The sequence below is a fragment of the Streptomyces sp. NPDC001137 genome (genome assembly GCF_040298885.1).
In the GTDB taxonomy this organism is placed as follows: domain Bacteria; phylum Actinomycetota; class Actinomycetes; order Streptomycetales; family Streptomycetaceae; genus Streptomyces.
The window spans coordinates 406,627-423,372 of the sequence record NZ_JBEPBA010000005.1; the positions used below are offsets into that span (position 1 = coordinate 406,627).

Below are 16,746 nucleotides of genomic sequence, written 5' to 3' on the forward strand. Positions count from 1 at the left end.
CTCGGTCAGGTCCCCAGCGTCAGACGCGGTTTGGGGGCGTCCGTACGGCCGGTCTGGGGGCGGCGGCTGCCCGCCCGGTAGGGGGCAGGCCAGACGGCGCCGGGGCCTTCGTAGCCCTGCTCGGCTGCCGCGTGCAGGGTCCAGTGCGGGTCGTAGAGGTGGGGGCGGGCGAGCGCGCAGAGGTCCGTACGCCCGGCCAGGATCAGGGAGTTGACGTCGTCCCAGGAGGAGATCGCGCCGACCGCGATCACCGGGATGCCGGTGGTGTGGCGGATGCGGTCCGCGTACGGCGTCTGGTATGAGCGACCGAACTCCGGGTGGTCGTCGGCCACGACCTGCCCGGTCGAGACGTCGATGGCGTCGACGCCGTGCGCGGCGAAGGCGCGGGCGATCTCGACGGCGTCCTCGGCCGTCGTACCGCCCTCGGCCCAGTCGGTGGCCGAGATACGGACGGTCATGGGCTTCTCCTCGGGCCACACGCCGCGTACCGCGTCGAAGACCTCCAACGGGAAGCGGAGTCGTTTCTCCAGCGAGCCGCCGTAGGCGTCGGTGCGGCGGTTGGTGAGCGGGGAGAGGAAGCCGGAGAGCAGATAGCCGTGGGCGCAGTGGAGTTCGAGGAGGTCGAAGCCCGCGCGGGCGGCCCGCCAGGCGGCGGCGGTGAACTGCTCGCGGATATCCGTGAGTTGGGCGCGGGTCAGTTCGCGCGGGGTCTGGCTGCCCGGCTTGTACGGCAGCGGGGATGCCGCCACCAGGGGCCAGTTGCCGTCGGGCAGCGGTTCGTCCATGCCCTCCCACATCAGCCTGGTCGAGCCCTTGCGGCCGGAGTGGCCGAGCTGCACGCCGATCGCGGTGCCCGGCGACTGGGCGTGCACGAACTCGGTGATCCGCTTCCAGGACTCGGCCTGCCGCCCGGTGTAGAGGCCGGTGCAGCCGGGGGTGATCCGGCCCTCCGCGCTGACGCACACCATCTCGGTCATCACCAGGCCGGCGCCGCCGAGCGCCCGTGCGCCGAGGTGGACGAGGTGGAAGTCGCCTGGGACACCGTCGACCGCCGAGTACATGTCCATGGGCGAGACGACGACCCGGTTGCGCAGGGTCAGTCCGCGCAGCCGGAACGGGGTGAACATGGGCGGCGTACCGGGCGGGCAGCCGAACTCGCGCTCCACGGCTTCGGTGAAGCGGGCGTCGCGCAGGCGGAGGTTGTCGTGGGTGACGCGGCGGCTGCGGGTGAGCAGGTTGAAGGCGAACTGGCGGGGCGGCTGGTCGAGATAGAGCCCCAGGTTCTCGAACCACTCCAGGCTGGCGCGGGCCGCGCGCTGGGTGGAGGCGACGACGGGTTTGCGTTCCTCCTCGTAGGCCGCGAGCGCCTCGGCCGGTGTGGGCTGTTCCTCCAGGCAGGCGGCGAGCGCGAGGGCGTCCTCGACGGCCAGCTTGGTGCCGGAGCCGATGGAGAAGTGGGCGGTGTGGGCGGCGTCGCCGAGCAGGACCACGTTGCCGTGGGACCAGCGCTCGTTGACGACCGTGCGGAAGGTGGTCCACGCCGACTTGTTGGAGCGGAGGGGGCGGCCGCGGAGCGCTTCCGCGAAGATCTTGGCGCAGCGTTCGACGGACTCCGTCTCGTCGAGCTCCTCGAAACCGGCGGCGCGCCACACGTCCTCGTGCATCTCGACGATCACAGTGGAGGCGTCGGGGGCGTACGGGTAGCCGTGGAGCTGCATCACGCCGTGCTCGGTCTCGGCGATCTCGAAGCGGAACGCGTCGAACGCGAAGTCGGCGGCGAGCCAGATGTAGCGGCAGCGGTGGGTGGCCACCTGCGGGCGGAACAGGTCGGCGTAGGCCTCGCGGGTGGTGCTGTTGACTCCGTCGGCTGCGATGACCAGGTCGTACGACTGCGCCAGCCAGTCGGGGTACGGGGCTTCCGAACAAAAGCGCAGGTCGACGCCCAGGTCCCGGCAGCGGTCGTGCAGTATCTCCAGGAGGCGTTTTCTGCCGAGCGCGGCGAAACCGTGCCCTGAGGAGGTCTGGCGGTTGTTGCGGTGGACGATGTGGATGTCGTCCCAGCGGGTGAAGTGTTTTTGCAGGGCCTCGTAGACGACGGGGTCGGCGTGTTCGATGCCGCCGAGGGTTTCGTCGGAGAGGACGACTCCGAAGCCAAAGGTGTCGTCGGGGGCGTTGCGTTCCCACACGGTGATTTCGCGCTGCGGGTCGAGCCGTTTCAGCAGGGCGGCGGCGTACAGTCCACCGGGGCCTCCGCCGATGATCGCGACACGCATGGCAGTCTCACCTCCCCTGCCACTTCGGCGGCCGCTTCTCGGTGAACGCCGCGTGGAACTCCGCGTAGTCCTCGCCGTTCATGAGGAGGGCCTGGGTCGAGGCGTCCAGTTCGACCGATGCCGCGAGCGGCATGTCCAGCTCGGCCGTGAGCAGGGCCTTCGTCTGGGCGTACGCCAGCGCCGGGCCGTCGGCCAGGCGGCGGGCGAGTTCCTGGGCCGCCTCGTCCGCATGGCCCTCTTCGGTCAGTTCGCTGATCAGGCCGATGCGTTCCGCCTCAGGGGCGCGGACCGGTTCGCCCAGCATCAGCAGGCGGGTGGCGTGGCCGAGGCCCACGACCCTCGGCAGCAGATAGGCCGCACCCATGTCGCCACCGGACAGGCCCACCCTGGTGAACAGGAACGCGAACCGGGCGGACGGGTCCGCGACGCGGAAGTCCGCCGCCAGGGCGAGGACCGCCCCGGCGCCCGCCGCCACCCCGTGCACCGCCGCGATCACCGGGAACGGGCACTCCCGTATCGCCCGTACGGTCTGGCCGGTCATCCGGTTGAAGTCGAGGAGCTGGGCGGTGTCCATGGACAGCGTCGCGCCGATGATCTCGTCCACGTCGCCGCCCGAGCAGAAGCCGCGGCCCTCGCCGGCCAGGACCAGCGCCCGTACGGACCGCTCGCGGGAGAGTTCGGCGAGCAGGTCGCGCAGGTCGGCGTAGGCGCCGAAGGTCAGCGCGTTGAGTTTCTCGGGGCGGGCGAGGGTGACCGTGGCGACCCCGTCGGCGGACTCCACGCGCAGATGCCGCCAGTCGGAGGTGCGGGCGGCGGAGCCGGTGAAGGGACTCATGACGTGCGGCCTCCTCGGGGGGCGGGCACTGCCTCACTGAGCTCTACCCTTCGAAGCTATCACCCATCCGTGACTGTCGTCACGAGGGCGCGATAGAGCTGTCCTGATCTGACCCGGCCCGGTCACATCCGTCACGGCTCGTCGACAGAGCGGCTACGACGGGAGCGGCGCCGCGAGGCAAGCCGTTGCTACGGGTAAGCCGCCCGTCAGCGGGGCCGAAGGTCCCGCACGGTGCCCGCCGGGCCGCTCGTCGGGCTGCGCCGTACCATTCGTAAAAGTTGAAAGCAGGACGGCCTGCTCATGAACGGACCCGCCTTGTACGACCGCCCCTCGTCGTCCGCCGCCTCCTGGCGCATCGCACTGCCGCACTCCGCCGCGGCCGTGCCCGTGGCCCGTGCGCTCGTGCGCACGGCGCTGGCCGAGCTGGAGCACGGGGCCGACTGCGACACCGCGGAACTGCTCACGGCGGAGCTGGTCGCGAACGCCGTGGAGCACACCGTCGTCGGGGACTCCCCGATAGAACTCGTGGTGCAGCTGCTGCCGAGCGGCTGCCAGGTCGAGGTGCACGACCCCGACCCGGTGCCGCCGTTCGATCTCACCTGGCCGGGCGCGGAGATGCCCGACCCCTGGCAGGAGCACGGGCGCGGGTTGCTGCTGATCCGCGCGCTCAGTTCGTCCTGCGGTCACCGGCCGACGACGTCCGGCAAGGCCGTGTGGTTCCGTCTGCCGGTGGTGCCCCGGCAGCGGCGTTCCGCCTGAGCACCGGGCCGGGTGTCACGCCAGGGTCGCGACCAGGACCGCCTTGATGGTGTGCATACGGTTCTCGGCCTCGTCGAAGACCACGGAGTGCTCCGACTCGAACACCTCGTCGGTGACCTCCAGCTCCGTCAGACCGTGCCGCTCGTGGACCTCACGGCCGACCCGCGTGCCGAGGTCGTGGAAGGCCGGCAGACAGTGCATGAACTTCACGTCGGGGTTGCCGGTGGCGCGCAGCACGTCCATGGTCACGGCGTAGGGGCCGAGCAGCGCTATGCGCTCGTCCCAGACCTCCTTGGGCTCCCCCATCGACACCCAGACGTCGGTGGCGACGAAGTCGGCATGGCGCACCCCCTCCTTCACGTCCTCGGTGAGCGTGACCTGGCCGCCGGAGGCGGCGGCGAGCTGCTGGGCCACCTCGACGATCGTCTCGTCCGGCCACAGCACCCGGGGCGCGACGATACGGACGTCCATGCCGAGCAGGGCGCCCGTGACCAGGTAGGAGTTGCCCATGTTGTAGCGGGAGTCGCCTAGGTAGGCGAAGACCGTCTCGCCGATCGGCTTGTCGCTGTGCTCGGTCATGGTGAGCACGTCGGCCAGCATCTGCGTGGGGTGCCACTCGTCGGTGAGGCCGTTGTAGACGGGGACCCCGGCGTATGCGGCCAGCTCCTCGACGACGCCCTGACCGTGCCCGCGGTACTCGATCGCGTCGTACATCCGCCCGAGCACGCGCGCGGTGTCCTTCACGGACTCCTTGTGCCCGATCTGCGAGCCCGCGGGGTCGAGACAGGTGGTCGAGGCGCCCTGGTCGGCGGCGGCGACCTCGAACGCGCAGCGCGTGCGCGTCGAGGTCTTCTCGAAGATCAGCGCGATGTTCCGGCCCCGCAGGTACTGCGTCTCGGTCCCGGCCTTCTTGGCGGCCTTCAGCTCGGCGGCCAGCTCGATCAGACCGAGGAACTCCTCCTGGGAGAAGTCGAGCTCCTTGAGGAAGTGGCGGCCGGCGAGGGCGGTCGGAACTGTCGCCATGGGGGCGCTCCAGGAGTGCGGGGACCAATACCGCTGGAAGTCTATACGATGAATTGCATTTCTATACGGCAGCCCGTTCGACGGGACAGCTCATACAGCGCGGGCCGCCCCTGCCCCGGCCCAGTTCGCTGCCGGGGATCTCGATGACCTCGATGCCCTGCTTGCGCAGATGGGTGTTGGTGGTGGCGTTGCGTTCGTAGGCGACGACGACGCCCGGCTCGACGGCGAGGACGTTGCAGCCGTCGTCCCACTGCTCGCGCTCGGCGGCATGCACGTCCTGGGTGGCGGTCAGGACCCGGATCTCGCTCAGCCCGAGGGCGGCGGCGATCGCGCGGTGCATGTGCTCCGGCGGGTGGTCGGTGACCTTGAGCTCCTTGTCGCCGGCGCCCGGCTCGATGGTGTACGAGCGGAGCATGCCGAGGCCCGCGTACTGGGTGAAGGTGTCGCCGTCGACCATTGTCATCACGGTGTCGAGGTGCATGAAGGCGCGGCGCTTCGGCATGTCGAGGGCCACGATCGTCTGCGCGGAGCCCGCCTCGAACAGCTTGTGGGCCAGCATCTCGACCGCCTGCGGGGTGGTGCGCTCGCTCATGCCGATCAGGACGGCGCCGTTGCCGATGACGAGTACGTCCCCGCCCTCGATGGTGGACGGGTAGTCGGCCTGCCCCTCGGACCAGACGCGGAAGTCCTCGTCACGGAAGAGGGGGTGGTGCCGGTAGATCGCCTCGAAGTGGACCGTCTCGCGCTGCCGGGCCGGCCAGCGCATGGCGTTGACGGCGACACCGTCGTAGATCCAGGCGGAGGTGTCGCGGGTGAAGAGGTGGTTGGGGAGCGGCGCGAGGAGGAAGTCGTCGAGGTCCATGACGTGGAAGCGGACGGAGGTGGGCTCCGCGTGGGCGGCCAGGAACTCGCGTTTGGTCATGCCGCCGACCAGGGCCTCCGCCAGCTCCTGCGCGGGGAGGGTCTCGAAGGCGGCTCTGAGGTGGTCGGTGGCGAGGACGCCGTACTCCTTCTCGTCGAAGACCCGGTCCAGAACGAGCGTTCTGGCCGCCGGGATCTCCAGGGCCTCGGTGAGCAGGTCACCGAAGAGATGGACGGCGACCCCGCGGTCGCGCAGGACGTCGGCGAAACCGTCGTGCTCGGCGCGGGCGCGGCGCACCCAGAGCACGTCGTCGAAGAGGAGGGCGTCCTTGTTGCTGGGGGTGAGCCTTTTGAGCTCGAGATCCGGCCGGTGGAGTATGACGCGGCGCAGCCGCCCGGCCTCGGAGTCGACATGCATTCCCATGCCTCCATCCTGACCACCGGGGGCCTTCTTGACCCGCTGGTCGACCGGTTTCTTCGCTTCTTGTTTTCGTCCTCTTGACGATAAACGCTTGCGGCGATTATCGTCGAACGGACGAGAACCGAGGGGGTTCGATGGCCGACATCACACGGCGTCTGGGCTGGCGCCATCTGCGCGGGGCGCCGACGGCGCACATCCGGCACCAGCGCGCGGGGAAGCTGCTGCACGACGGCCCGGGGCTCAGCTTCTGGTTCCGTGCGCTGACCGCGGCGCTCTCCGAAGTCCCGGTCGACGACCGGGAGCTGGCGATGACCTTCCATGCCCGTACGTCCGACTTCCAGGACGTGGCGGTGCAGGCGACGGTGACGTACCGGATCAGTGACCCGGCGCTCGCCGCCGCCCGACTGGACTTCTCCGTCGACCCGGACACGGGGGTGTGGCGGGGGGCGCCGCTGGAGCAGCTGGGGACGCTGCTGACGGAGACGGCCCAGCAGCATGCGCTGGACGTCCTCGCCCGTACGTCGCTGTCGTCGGCGCTGGTGGACGGGGTGGCGGCGGTGCGGGAGCGGGTCGCGGCGGGGCTGGGCGCGGAGCCGCGGCTGCCGGCGACCGGCATCGAGGTGGTCGCCGTCCGTGTGGTGGCGCTGCGTCCCGAGCCGGAGGTGGAGCGGGCCCTGCGCACGCCCGCCCGTGAGCAGATCCAGCAGGAGGCGGACCGGGCGACGTACGAGCGGCGGGCCGTGGCCGTCGAGCGGGAGCGGGCGATCGCCGAGAACGAACTGGCCAGCCAGATCGAACTCGCGCGCCGCGAGGAGCAGTTGGTCGAGCAGCGCGGCACGAACGCGCGGCGCGAGGCCGAGGAGCACGCGGCGGCGGACGCGGTACGGGCCGAGGCGGAGGCGGCGCGGACGGTGAAGCTGGCTCAGGCGGAGGCAGACCGCTCGCTTCGGCTGGCCGACGCGGAGGCCACGCGGTCGGTACAGCTCGCGGACGCCGAGGCGCGGCGTACCGAGCGGCTGGCGGAGGCGGAGGCGGCGCGGACGGTGCGGATGGCCGATGCCGAGGCGGCTCGTTCGGTCCGGCTCGCCCGCGCCGAGGCCGAAGGTGCGCGCGAGGTCGGGGAGGCACGGGCCCAGGCGCAGGCGGCCTGGCTGCGGGTGCATGGAGAGGTGGACGTCGCGACCCTGCACGCCCTCACCGGGACCCGGCTGGCGGAGAACCTGCCGAACATCGACAGCGTGACCATCTCGCCGGACGTACTGACGGGACTGCTCGCGCGGCTCGGCAACGGGGAACGGGCATGAAGACGGAAGCCGGACGGGCCGGCTTCCCCGACACGAGACCGCTCGACCAGCCATCGACCGCCCCGACCAGGCTCCGCGACGCGCGCCCGGGCAGCGGTCAGCCGCCGCCCGCCGCCGGGCCGACGGGGGCGCTCTCCTGGCTCGCCCGCAGCGCGGACCCAAGCGGCGGTCAGCCGGCGTCCGCCGCCCGGCCGAAGAGAACCCTCCCCCGACCCGCCCGCAGCACGGACCCGAATGCCGGGCAACCGCCATCCACCGCCCGGCCGACGAAAACCCTCCCCCGGCCCGCCCCCAGCACGGACCCGAATGCCGGGCAACCGCCATCCACCGCCCGGCCGACGAAAACCCTCCCCCGACCCGCCCCCAGCACGGACCCGAATGCCGGGCAACCGCCATCCACCGCCCGGCCGACGAAAACCCTCCCCCGGCCCGCCCGCGGCACGGACCCGAGCGGCGGTCAGCCGGCGTCCGCCGCCCGGCCGACGAAAACCCTCCCCCGGCCCGCCCGCGACGCGGACCAGAGCGGCGGGCACCCGCCATCCGTCCCTCGGCCGACGGGGGCGCTCTCCTGGCCCGCCCACAGCGCGGACTCGAGCGGCGGGTACCCGCCATCCGTCGTCCGGTCGGCGGGGGCGCTCGGTGTGGAGTGGGGCGTATGAGTCTCGCCCCGCGTGTTGTCCTCGTTCATCGGACCACGGAGTACGAGGAGCTGGTGGCCCACCACGGTACGCATGGACAGGCGGACTTCTTTCTCTCCTCCCGGGGCCGGGACATCGCGGAGGTCGCCGAGCGGCATCGCCGCACCCGGCGTGCGCTCGCCGAGGTGACCGCGGCCATTCCGCTGACCTGGCGTCAGACCCTGGTGGAGAGGGCGGACTTGGACCGCTTTTTGTTCGCGCCGGAGGACGTCGTGGTGGTCGTCGGGCAGGACGGGCTGGTGGCGAACGTCGCCAAGTACCTCGACGGGCAGCCCGTGGTGGGCATCGACACGGACCCCGGGCGCAACCCGGGCGTCCTGGTACGGCACCGGCCCGCGGACGCGGCGGCACTGCTGGCGGCGGCCCGCACGACCGCCGTGGACGAACTCACCATGGTCGAGGCCGTCGCCGACGACACTCAGCGGCTCGTCGCGCTCAACGAGATCTACCTGGGCGCCGCCGGACATCAGACGGCCAGGTACCGCCTGGGCCTCGAGGACGACGGGGGTGTCGTCGAGGCCCAGGCTTCGTCCGGGGTGCTGGTGGGGACGGGGACCGGCGCGACGGGATGGATCCGCTCGGTGTGGCAGGAGCGGGGCGCCGCGCAAAGTGCCCTGTCGCTGCCCCGCCCGACCGACGACCGGCTGCTGTGGTTCGTACGGGAGGCGTGGCCGTCCCCGGCCACCGGAACGTCGCTGGTCGCGGGCGAACTCGCGGACGCGGCACGTCTCACCCTCACCGTCGAGTGCGAGCGGCTGATCGCCTTCGGCGACGGGATGGAGCAGGACGCGTTGCAGCTGACCTGGGGGCAGTCGGTGCGCGTGGGCGTGGCGGGCACCTCACTGCGCCTGGTCGGATAGCGCAGCCGCCTGCCCCACCCCCTCGAACTCCCCTGATTCACAAGGTCGTTCAAGTCGGGCGGGGCCGCGCATGTGACACCAGGTTTCCCTGGCGCCTGTGTGAACACGGCTCACGATCGGCTCAGAGCCGCGGGTCCACCGGCTCCGACTCCAGCGCCAGCACCCCGAACACGGCCTCGTGCACCCGCCACAGCGGCTCACCCTCCGCCAGCCGGTCCAGGGCCTCCAGGCCCAGGGCGTACTCCCGGATCGCCAGCGACCGCTTGTGGTTCAGGAAGCGGCCGCGCAGCCGGACGAGGTTGTCGGGGCGCGTGTACTCCGGACCGTAGATGATCCGCAGGTACTCGCGGCCCCGGCACTTGATGCCGGGCTGCACGAGCCGCCCCTCCTCGCTCCTCACGAGCGCGCCCAGCGGCTTGACGACCATGCCCTCGCCGCCGCGGCCGGTCATCTCCAGCCACCAGTCGACACCCGCCCGCACCGACTCCGGGTCACCGGTGTCGACGTAGAGCCGTCGGGTGGTCTGCAGCAGGCCGCCGGAGTCGTGCTCGACGAGCCGGTCGAGCAGCGCGAGCTGCTCGTCGTGCGGCAGTCCGGCGAGGCTGCGGCCCTGGACGGCCAGGATCTGGAAGGGCGCGAGTCGTACGCCGTCCAGGCCCTCGGTCGTCCAGCAGTAGCGGCGGTACGCCTCCGTGAACGCGGCCGCGTTCGACGCCCGTTCCCGCTGGCGGGCCAGCAGGTCGGCCACCTCGACACCCCGGGACGCGGCACCCTCCAGCGCGGCGAGCGCACCGGGGAACACCGCCCCGGACGCGGCGCCGACGGCCGCGTACTGGGACCGCAGCAGCCCGGAGGCCTTCAGCGACCACGGCATCAGCTCGGCGTCGAGCAGCAGCCAGTCCGTGTCGAGCTCCTCCCACAGACCGGCCTCACCGATCGCCGCCCGCACACGCCCGAGGATCTCCTCCGTCACCGACCCGTCGTCGAAGAACGGCCGTCCCGTACGGGTGTACAGCGAGCCCGTGGGCCCGTCCGCACCGAACCGCTTGCGCGCCGCCTCCGCGTCCCGGCACACCAGGGCGACCGCCCGCGAGCCCATGTGCTTCTCCTCGCACACGACCCGCGCGACCCCGTCCGCCGCGTACTGCGCGAACGCCTCGGCCGGGTGTTCCAGGTAGCCCTCGACGTGACTGGTCGCCGTCGGCGCCATGGTCGGCGGGAGGTACGGCAGCAGCCGCGGGTCGACGGCGAAACGGCTCATGACCTCCAGGGCCGCGGCCGCGTTCTCCTCGCGGACGGCGACCCGGCCCGAGTGCCGTGTCTCCACGACCCGCCGCCCGTGCACGTCGTTCAGGTCCAGCGGCCGGCCGTCGTGCCCGCCGGGCGCCTCGGCCCGCAGCGGGCGCGTCGGCTCGTACCAGACCTGCTCGGCCGGTACGTCGACCAGCTCACGCTCCGGCCAGCGCAGCGCGGTGAGCTTGCCGCCGAAGACGGCCCCGGTGTCCAGGCAGATGGTGTTGTTGAGCCAACTCGCCTCCGGGACGGGTGTGTGGCCGTAGACGACCGCCGCCCGGCCCCGGTAGTCCTCCGCCCACGGGTAGCGCACCGGCAGCCCGAACTCGTCGGTCTCGCCGGTGGTGTCGCCGTACAGCGCGTGCGAGCGAACCCGGCCGGAGGTGCGGCCGTGGTACTTCTCGGGCAGGCCGGCGTGGCAGACCACCAGCCGGCCGCCGTCGAGGACGTAGTGGCTGACCAGCCCGTCGATGAACTCCCTCACCTGAGCGCGGAACTCGTCGCTCTCGCCCTCCATCTGCTCGATGGTCTCGGCGAGGCCGTGGGTGTGCTGGACCTTGCGGCCCTTGAGGTACCGGCCGTACTTGTTCTCGTGGTTGCCGGGTACGCACAGCGCGTTGCCGGACGTGACCATCGACATCACGCGGCGCAGCACGCCCGGGCTGTCCGGGCCGCGGTCGACGAGGTCGCCGACGAAGACGGCCGTACGGCCCTCGGCGTGCACGCCGTCGACGTAGCCCAGCTTGCCGAGCAGCGACTCCAGTTCGGCGGAGCAGCCGTGGATGTCGCCGATGATGTCGAAGGGGCCGGTGAGGTGGGTCAGGTCGTTGAAGCGCTTCTCGGTGACGACGGAGGCGTTCTCGATGTCCTCCACCCCGCGCAGGACGTGCACCTTGCGGAAGCCCTCGCGCTCCAAGTGCCTCATGGAGCGGCGGAGTTCACGGATGTGCCGCTGGATCACCCGGCGCGGCATGTCGGCCCGGTCGGTGCGGGCCGCGTTGCGCTCGGCGCACACCTCCTCCGGGACGTCCAGCACGATGGCGATGGGCAGCACGTCGTACTGCTTGGCCAGGTCGATCAGCTGACGGCGGGCGTCCTGCTGCACGCTGGTCGCGTCGACGACGGTACGACGGCCGGCCGCCAGGCGCTTTCCGGCGATGTAGTGCAGGACGTCGAAGGCGTCCTTCGTCGCGCTCTGGTCGTTCTCGTCGTCGGAGACCAGGCCGCGGCAGAAGTCGGAGGAGATGATCTCGGTCGGCTTGAAGTGCCGGCGGGCGAAGGTCGACTTGCCGGAGCCGGAGGCGCCGACGAGGACGACGAGGGAGAGGTCGGTGACGGGCAGGACGCGCCCCTTGGTCTGGTTCTCGGTCATGCCGCCTTCGCCTCCTTCTCGGTCCTGATACGGAAAACAGCCATCTGGGTGGGCGGTCCGACCTCGGGGTCGTCGGGGCCGACGGGCTCGAACTCCACGTCGTACCCGTGCCGTTCGGCCACCGTCCCCGCCCAGGTGCGGAACTCCTCCCGCGTCCACTCGAAGCGGTGGTCGCCGTGCCGGACGTGGCCGGCCGGGAGGGACTCCCAGCGGACGTTGTACTCGACGTTGGGGGTGGTCACCAGGACGGTCCTCGGGCGGGCCGCACCGAACACCGCGTACTCCAGGGCGGGCAGCCGCGGCAGGTCGAGGTGCTCGATCACCTCGCTGAGCACGGCGGCGTCGTACCCCTTGAGCCGGTTGTCGGTGTAGGCGAGCGAGCCCTGGAAGAGCTTGACTCGCGCGGCCTGCCGCTCCCCCATGCGGTCCAGTTTGAGCCGCCGGGAGGCGATGGTCAGCGCGCGCATCGACACATCGACGCCGACGATCTCGGTGAACCGCGGGTCCTTGAGCAGGGCCTGCACCAACTGGCCCTGTCCGCAGCCGAGGTCGAGCACCCGGGCGGCGCCGGACGCGCCGAGCGCGGCGATGATCGCGTCCCGTCGCTGCACGGCGAGCGGGGTGGGCTTCTCCTCCGTCTCGGTCTCCTCCTCGACGGCGTTGTCGATGTCCTCGACCTCGCTGTCGTCCGCCTCGGCGAGCCGCACCAGCTCAAGCCGCTCCATCGCCTCGCGCGTCAGCGACCAGCGGCGGGAGAGGTAACGGCTGGTGATCAGCTTCTGCTCCGGGTGCTCGGGCAGCCAGCCCTCACCGGCCCGCAGCAGCTTGTCGACCTCGTCGGGGGCCACCCAGTAGTGCTTGGCGTCGTCGAGGACCGGGAGCAGGACGTAGAGGTGGCGCAGGGCCTCGGCGAGGGTGAGGGTCTCGCCCTCCAGGACGAGCCGCACATACCGCGAGTCGCCCCACTCGGGGAACTCGGTGTCCAGCGCCACCGCTTCGACGGTGACGGTCCAGCCCAGCGGCTCGAAGAGCCGTCGCACCAGCCCCGGCCCGCCGCGGGCGGGCAGCGCGGGCACCTCGATGCGCAGCGGCAGCGGCTGGGCCGCACGCTCGGGGCGGGCGTTGCACACGCCTCGCATGGCGCTCGAGAAAACGGCGCTCAGCGCCACCGCGAGCAGCGAGGAGGCCGCGTACGGGCGGTCGTTGACGTACTGCGCGAGTGCCGCGTCGGGCGCCCCGCCGCGTCCCTTGCCCTTCCCCCGCCGCACCAGCGCCACCGCGTCGACCTCCAGCAGCAGCGCCGCCGTGCAGCGCTCGGCATCGGCCTCGGGGTAGAGGACGTGCGCCGTGCCGTAGGAGGTGGAGAAGGCCTGCGCCTTGTCAGGGTGCTTGTGGAGCAGGTAGCCGAGGTCGGTGGCCGGTGAGGCGGCGGTGCCGCGCGTGGAGATCGTCAGGAACACACGTCCGAGTCTCCCGGCTGTGCCCCCACTGTGACCACTGGTTTTCCCCGTCCGGCGCGTGCCTCACTGCGGCAGTGCGGTGAGGACGTCCGTCGCCCGGTCGAGCAGGTACCGCAACGGTTCGGCGGTCCACGGGCCGCGCCCGGCGATGAGTTGTCCGGCGTGCCGGCCGAGGTCCTCGGCGCTGAGCCGGCTCGGGCTGTCCGCGCCCATGGCGGCGCGCGGGCCGGTGCGGATCGGACCGATGACGAGTTCATGGATGCGCGGGCCCTTGCCGCCGAGTTCGGCGGTCAGCGTGCGCAGCAGGGACTTCTTGGCGGCGTTGGTGGCGCCCACGAGCGCGTTGCCCGGATAGGGGGCTCTCGGCGTGCCGGGCACAGGCCCTCGTACTGGATGTACTTGGGTCTGTGCCCGGTGCGGCGAGTGGGGGCACCTCCCACGCCCTTCAGGCAGTGGGGGGCGGTGCGGCCGGGCGGTCCCCAGTTGCCGATGGCGAGCACGGCGCCGTCGAACCGGCCGTACCCCTGGACGAGTTCGGCGCGTACCGCGGTGCTGTCGGGGTCCGACACATCGATGACGTGGGTGGGCAGGACGCCGGGCCCGGTGTCGCCCGCGTAGTCCGCGAGGAGGCGCAGCCGGCCCCCGTCCCGGCCGGCCGCGACCACGGTGGCACCCAGCGCCAGCAGCGCCCGCGTCATGCCCTCCCCTATGCCGCCGGTCGCGCCGGCGACGAGCACGTGGCGGCCGCGCAGGAACGGCTCTCCGAACTCCGCAACCCCGGTGAAACGACTGGTCATTGGATCGATCGTAGTCCCGCGGCACGCTAATGACCAGATGTACATTAGGAGCGTGAGCAAGGAGAACACAGCCTCCGGGCCGCCGGGCACCGCTCCGGCCCGGAAGCGAGTACGGGCCCCCGAGGCACATCGGGAGGCGATCCTCAGCGCGGCACGTGCCGCTTTCGCCGAGCGGGGTTACGCGCGCGCCACCATCCGGGAGATCGCCGGCCGGGCCGGGGTCACCCACGGCCTGGTCATGCGCCACTTCGGCTCGAAGGAGCGTCTGTTCCTGGCCGCCGTGCCCGGCACCCGGGACCTGCCGGAGCTGGTGCCCGGGCTGCCCGGCACACTGCCCGACCGGATCGCCCGGGCGTTCGTCGAGCGCATGGAGCGCGCCGACGGCAGCGACCCCTTCCTCGCCCTGATCCGCAGCGCCGCCTCCGACGAGGACGCGGCGACCGCGCTGTACACGGCGATGCGGGACAGCAGCATGGCGGCGTACCGCACGGTGCTGACCGGGCCGGACGCGGACGAGCGCATCGACCTGGTCGGCGTGCAGCTCATCGGGGTCGCCTTCAACCGGTACGTGCTGCGCAGCGGGCCGGTGGCGGAGATGGCACCGGAGCGGCTGGTGCGGTATCTGACGCGGGCCCTGCGCTGCGCGCTGGAGCCGCTCGACGAGGCGGACGTGCCCGGTGAAGCCCAAGAGTCCGATGAAGCCCACCGAGGGAGATCCCCGTCATGACGTCCACGCTGCCGCCGGTGCCGCAGTCCCTGGCCGGGCGGATCGTCGTGCCGGACGACGCACGGTACGAGCGGTTACGGCACTGCTATGTGCACCGGGGCTCCCCCGCCGCGGTACTGCTGCCCGAGACCGCGCGGGAGACCGCCGAGGCGCTGAGGTACGCGCGTGCGCTGGGCTCGGTGGTCTCGGTGCGCAGCGGCGGGCACGGCATCAGCGGTCGCTCGACCAACGACGGAGGTGTCGTCGTGGACGTGTCGCGCCTGGACGGAGTGCGGGTCGTGGACCGGGCCCGGCGGCGCATACGGATCGGGGCGGGCGCCCGCTGGGGGCGGGTGGCGCAGGCCCTCGAGCCGCACGGGCTCGCCATCGGCTCCGGGGACACCGGAGACGTGGGGGTGGGCGGGCTGATCACGGCGGGCGGCATCGGCTGGTTCGCGCGACTGCACGGGATGACCGTCGACCATGTCACGGCGGTCGAACTCGTCCTGGCCGACGGCGAGTCGGTACGGGCGGACGCCGAGCGGGAGCCCGATCTGCTGTGGGCGGTGCGCGGCGCCGGCGGCAACTTCGGCGTCGTCACCGCGGTGGAGCTGGAGGCGTACGAGACGGGTGACGTGGTCTTCGCCGACCTCGTCTTCGACGCGCGGGACGCGGCCGCGCTGATCGAGGAGTGGGGTGCGGTCCTCGAGGCGGCGCCCCGCGAGCTGACCAGCTTCCTGACCTTCATGCCCGCCGGGCCGGGCCTTCCGTCTCTGGCCCATGTCTCCGCCGTGTACGCGGGCGAACACAGCGCCGCCGAGCGGGTGCTGACTCCGCTGCTGCGGCTGGGGCCGCTGCTGCGGCAGCGGGCGGTGCTCGCGCCGTACTCGGGCCTTGTGCCGGTGAGCGGCGCCCCGCACCACGGTCAGCAGCAGCTCGGCGCCACCCGCTCCGGCCTGCTGGACCATCTCACCGCGGACGCGGCGCGGGCGGTGGCGGGCGCCCTGGAGTCCGGGCAGGTGCTGATGGAGCAGTTCCGCTCGGTGGGCGGGGCGGTCAACGACCTGGATCCGGCGGCGACCGCCTACGCCCACCGCACCCAGAACTTCTCGCTGCTCTCCGCGACCGTCCCGGAGCTGGAGCAGGCGCTCGACGCGCACTGGGCCCGGCTCGCCCCGCACCTGAACGGCATGTACCTCAGCTTCGACACCCGGCGCACCCCGGACGTGCTGCGCGAGGCGTTCCCCGAGCCGACCCTGACCCGGTTGCGCGAGCTCAAGGACCGGTACGACCCGGAGAACGTCTTCGACCGCAACTTCCCGCTGCGGTAAGGGATTTCAGGCGGCCCCGTGGGTCCGGGCGGCCTCCAGCGCCGCCTGGTACGACGCGGCGGCCTTCTCCTGGAACTGGGCGAGCCGCGGCACATGCGCCGACTTGGTCAGCTCGGCGTGCAGGAAGGTGAGGTCGGTCGCAAGGCCGACCATGCCGAGGGCCGCCCTGAGATAGCGCTCCTGATGGTCGCTGTCGTGGCGGGGCGTGCCGGGGCCGTAGGCACCGCCGCGCGCCGAGGCCACGACGACCTTCTTGCCCGAGAGCGGGCCCTGGCCGGTGGCCGGATCGGCGATCAGCGGGGCGATCAGGACCCGGTCGAACCACGCCTTGAAGGTCGACGGCACCGAGAAGTTGTACATCGGCACACCCAGCAGGATGGTGTCGGCGGCGAGAAGCTCCTCGATCAGCGGCCAGGTCACCGCCCAACTCGCCTTCTCCTCGGGCGTCTGCGCCGCGGCCCGGGCGACCGCGAGGTCGCGCACACCCTCCGTCTCCAGGCGGTGCATCACCCCGATCTGCGCGTCGTCGACATGGGGAACGTGGTCGGCGGCCAGGTCGCGGTAGACGTAGGCGCCCTCGGGGTTGGCCTTGCGCCAGGCCTCGGCGAACTCGCCCGAGATCTGGCGGGAGACGGAGCCCGCGCGCGGGCTGGAGTCGAGGTGGAGCAGCGTCGGCATGGTGGAGTTCCCCTGTCTGATCAGGTCGTTCGGGTCGGGCCGAGAACCGTGGTCCGGGTCGGGCCGAGCTCCATT

Annotated in this window: 14 protein-coding genes; 5 read left to right on the forward strand and 9 right to left on the reverse strand. The window is 72.1% G+C overall.

Features of this window, described 5'->3' with window-relative positions:
• Nucleotides 1-5 precede the first annotated feature (5 nt).
• Together ABT254_RS13055 and ABT254_RS13060 are read right to left on the reverse strand one after the other, a co-directional pair.
• Nucleotides 6-2,273 carry a bifunctional salicylyl-CoA 5-hydroxylase/oxidoreductase gene (locus ABT254_RS13055; protein ID WP_351467822.1) on the reverse strand — a complete coding sequence of 756 codons (2,268 nt, stop codon included), beginning with the start codon at nt 2,271-2,273 and terminating at the stop codon, nt 6-8.
• Between the two features lie 7 nt (nt 2,274-2,280).
• Nucleotides 2,281-3,108, reverse strand: a complete 828-nt coding sequence (locus ABT254_RS13060) for an enoyl-CoA hydratase family protein (RefSeq protein WP_351467825.1) — start codon at nt 3,106-3,108, stop codon at nt 2,281-2,283.
• A 300-nt stretch (nt 3,109-3,408) separates the two neighbouring features.
• On the opposite strand from ABT254_RS13060, the gene ABT254_RS13065 reads away from it, so the two are divergent.
• Complete coding sequence (locus tag ABT254_RS13065; RefSeq protein ID WP_351467828.1) at nt 3,409-3,867, forward strand: ATP-binding protein; 459 nt, start codon at nt 3,409-3,411, stop codon at nt 3,865-3,867.
• Between the two features lie 15 nt (nt 3,868-3,882).
• Here ABT254_RS13065 and argF read toward each other — a convergent pair whose 3' ends face one another.
• Together argF and ABT254_RS13075 are read right to left on the reverse strand one after the other, a co-directional pair.
• A complete protein-coding gene (gene argF, locus ABT254_RS13070; protein WP_351467831.1) occupies nt 3,883-4,890 on the reverse strand; it encodes an ornithine carbamoyltransferase in 1,008 nt (335 codons plus the stop codon).
• A gap of 61 nt (nt 4,891-4,951) precedes the next feature.
• Complete coding sequence (locus tag ABT254_RS13075) at nt 4,952-6,175, reverse strand: arginine deiminase (protein WP_351467834.1); 1,224 nt, start codon at nt 6,173-6,175, stop codon at nt 4,952-4,954.
• Between the two features lie 131 nt (nt 6,176-6,306).
• Between ABT254_RS13075 and ABT254_RS13080 the strand changes: the two genes are divergently transcribed.
• Both ABT254_RS13080 and ABT254_RS13085 read left to right on the forward strand, forming a co-directional pair.
• Nucleotides 6,307-7,476, forward strand: coding sequence for an SPFH domain-containing protein (locus tag ABT254_RS13080; RefSeq protein ID WP_351467836.1), 1,170 nt, complete (start codon nt 6,307-6,309; stop codon nt 7,474-7,476).
• A gap of 655 nt (nt 7,477-8,131) precedes the next feature.
• On the forward strand, nt 8,132-9,034 hold the full coding sequence (locus ABT254_RS13085) for a hypothetical protein (protein ID WP_351467839.1): 903 nt from the start codon (nt 8,132-8,134) through the stop codon (nt 9,032-9,034).
• Between the two features lie 121 nt (nt 9,035-9,155).
• Here ABT254_RS13085 and ABT254_RS13090 read toward each other — a convergent pair whose 3' ends face one another.
• The 4 genes from ABT254_RS13090 to ABT254_RS13105 all read right to left on the reverse strand — a co-directional run bounded on the left by ABT254_RS13090 (nt 9,156) and on the right by ABT254_RS13105 (nt 13,956).
• Nucleotides 9,156-11,699 carry a polynucleotide kinase-phosphatase gene (locus ABT254_RS13090; protein WP_351467842.1) on the reverse strand — a complete coding sequence of 848 codons (2,544 nt, stop codon included), beginning with the start codon at nt 11,697-11,699 and terminating at the stop codon, nt 9,156-9,158.
• Complete coding sequence (locus tag ABT254_RS13095) at nt 11,696-13,159, reverse strand: 3' terminal RNA ribose 2'-O-methyltransferase Hen1 (RefSeq protein WP_351467845.1); 1,464 nt, start codon at nt 13,157-13,159, stop codon at nt 11,696-11,698. The genes ABT254_RS13090 and ABT254_RS13095 overlap by 4 nt, the downstream gene beginning before the upstream one ends.
• Before the next feature lie 63 nt (nt 13,160-13,222).
• Nucleotides 13,223-13,495, reverse strand: a complete 273-nt coding sequence (locus tag ABT254_RS13100; RefSeq protein ID WP_351467847.1) for a Rossmann-fold NAD(P)-binding domain-containing protein — start codon at nt 13,493-13,495, stop codon at nt 13,223-13,225.
• Nucleotides 13,450-13,956 carry an SDR family NAD(P)-dependent oxidoreductase gene (locus ABT254_RS13105; RefSeq protein ID WP_351467850.1) on the reverse strand — a complete coding sequence of 169 codons (507 nt, stop codon included), beginning with the start codon at nt 13,954-13,956 and terminating at the stop codon, nt 13,450-13,452. Before ABT254_RS13105 ends, ABT254_RS13100 begins: the two co-directional genes overlap by 46 nt.
• A gap of 52 nt (nt 13,957-14,008) precedes the next feature.
• Here ABT254_RS13105 and ABT254_RS13110 point away from each other — a divergent pair, with 52 nt between their 5' ends.
• Nucleotides 14,009-14,683, forward strand: a complete 675-nt coding sequence (locus ABT254_RS13110; RefSeq protein ID WP_351467852.1) for a TetR/AcrR family transcriptional regulator — start codon at nt 14,009-14,011, stop codon at nt 14,681-14,683.
• Nucleotides 14,680-15,993 (forward strand): FAD-binding oxidoreductase, encoded by a 1,314-nt coding sequence (locus ABT254_RS13115; protein ID WP_351467855.1) that lies wholly within the window; start codon nt 14,680-14,682, stop codon nt 15,991-15,993. The genes ABT254_RS13110 and ABT254_RS13115 overlap by 4 nt, the downstream gene beginning before the upstream one ends.
• Before the next feature lie 6 nt (nt 15,994-15,999).
• Here ABT254_RS13115 and ABT254_RS13120 read toward each other — a convergent pair whose 3' ends face one another.
• Nucleotides 16,000-16,671, reverse strand: a complete 672-nt coding sequence (locus ABT254_RS13120; protein ID WP_351467858.1) for an FMN-dependent NADH-azoreductase — start codon at nt 16,669-16,671, stop codon at nt 16,000-16,002.
• Between the last annotated feature and the right edge of the window lie 75 nt (nt 16,672-16,746).

Coding starts and splice junctions, on each gene's coding strand:
- ABT254_RS13105 (WP_351467850.1), bottom strand. CDS start 13,956: ATGACCAGTCGTTTCACCGGGGTTGCGGAGTTCGGAGAGCCGTTCCTG.
- ABT254_RS13120 (WP_351467858.1), bottom strand. CDS start 16,671: ATGCCGACGCTGCTCCACCTCGACTCCAGCCCGCGCGCGGGCTCCGTC.
- ABT254_RS13090 (WP_351467842.1), bottom strand. CDS start 11,699: ATGACCGAGAACCAGACCAAGGGGCGCGTCCTGCCCGTCACCGACCTC.
- argF (WP_351467831.1), bottom strand. CDS start 4,890: ATGGCGACAGTTCCGACCGCCCTCGCCGGCCGCCACTTCCTCAAGGAG.
- ABT254_RS13060 (WP_351467825.1), bottom strand. CDS start 3,108: ATGAGTCCCTTCACCGGCTCCGCCGCCCGCACCTCCGACTGGCGGCAT.
- ABT254_RS13085 (WP_351467839.1), top strand. CDS start 8,132: ATGAGTCTCGCCCCGCGTGTTGTCCTCGTTCATCGGACCACGGAGTAC.
- ABT254_RS13065 (WP_351467828.1), top strand. CDS start 3,409: ATGAACGGACCCGCCTTGTACGACCGCCCCTCGTCGTCCGCCGCCTCC.
- ABT254_RS13075 (WP_351467834.1), bottom strand. CDS start 6,175: ATGGGAATGCATGTCGACTCCGAGGCCGGGCGGCTGCGCCGCGTCATA.
- ABT254_RS13080 (WP_351467836.1), top strand. CDS start 6,307: ATGGCCGACATCACACGGCGTCTGGGCTGGCGCCATCTGCGCGGGGCG.
- ABT254_RS13115 (WP_351467855.1), top strand. CDS start 14,680: ATGACGTCCACGCTGCCGCCGGTGCCGCAGTCCCTGGCCGGGCGGATC.
- ABT254_RS13055 (WP_351467822.1), bottom strand. CDS start 2,273: ATGCGTGTCGCGATCATCGGCGGAGGCCCCGGTGGACTGTACGCCGCC.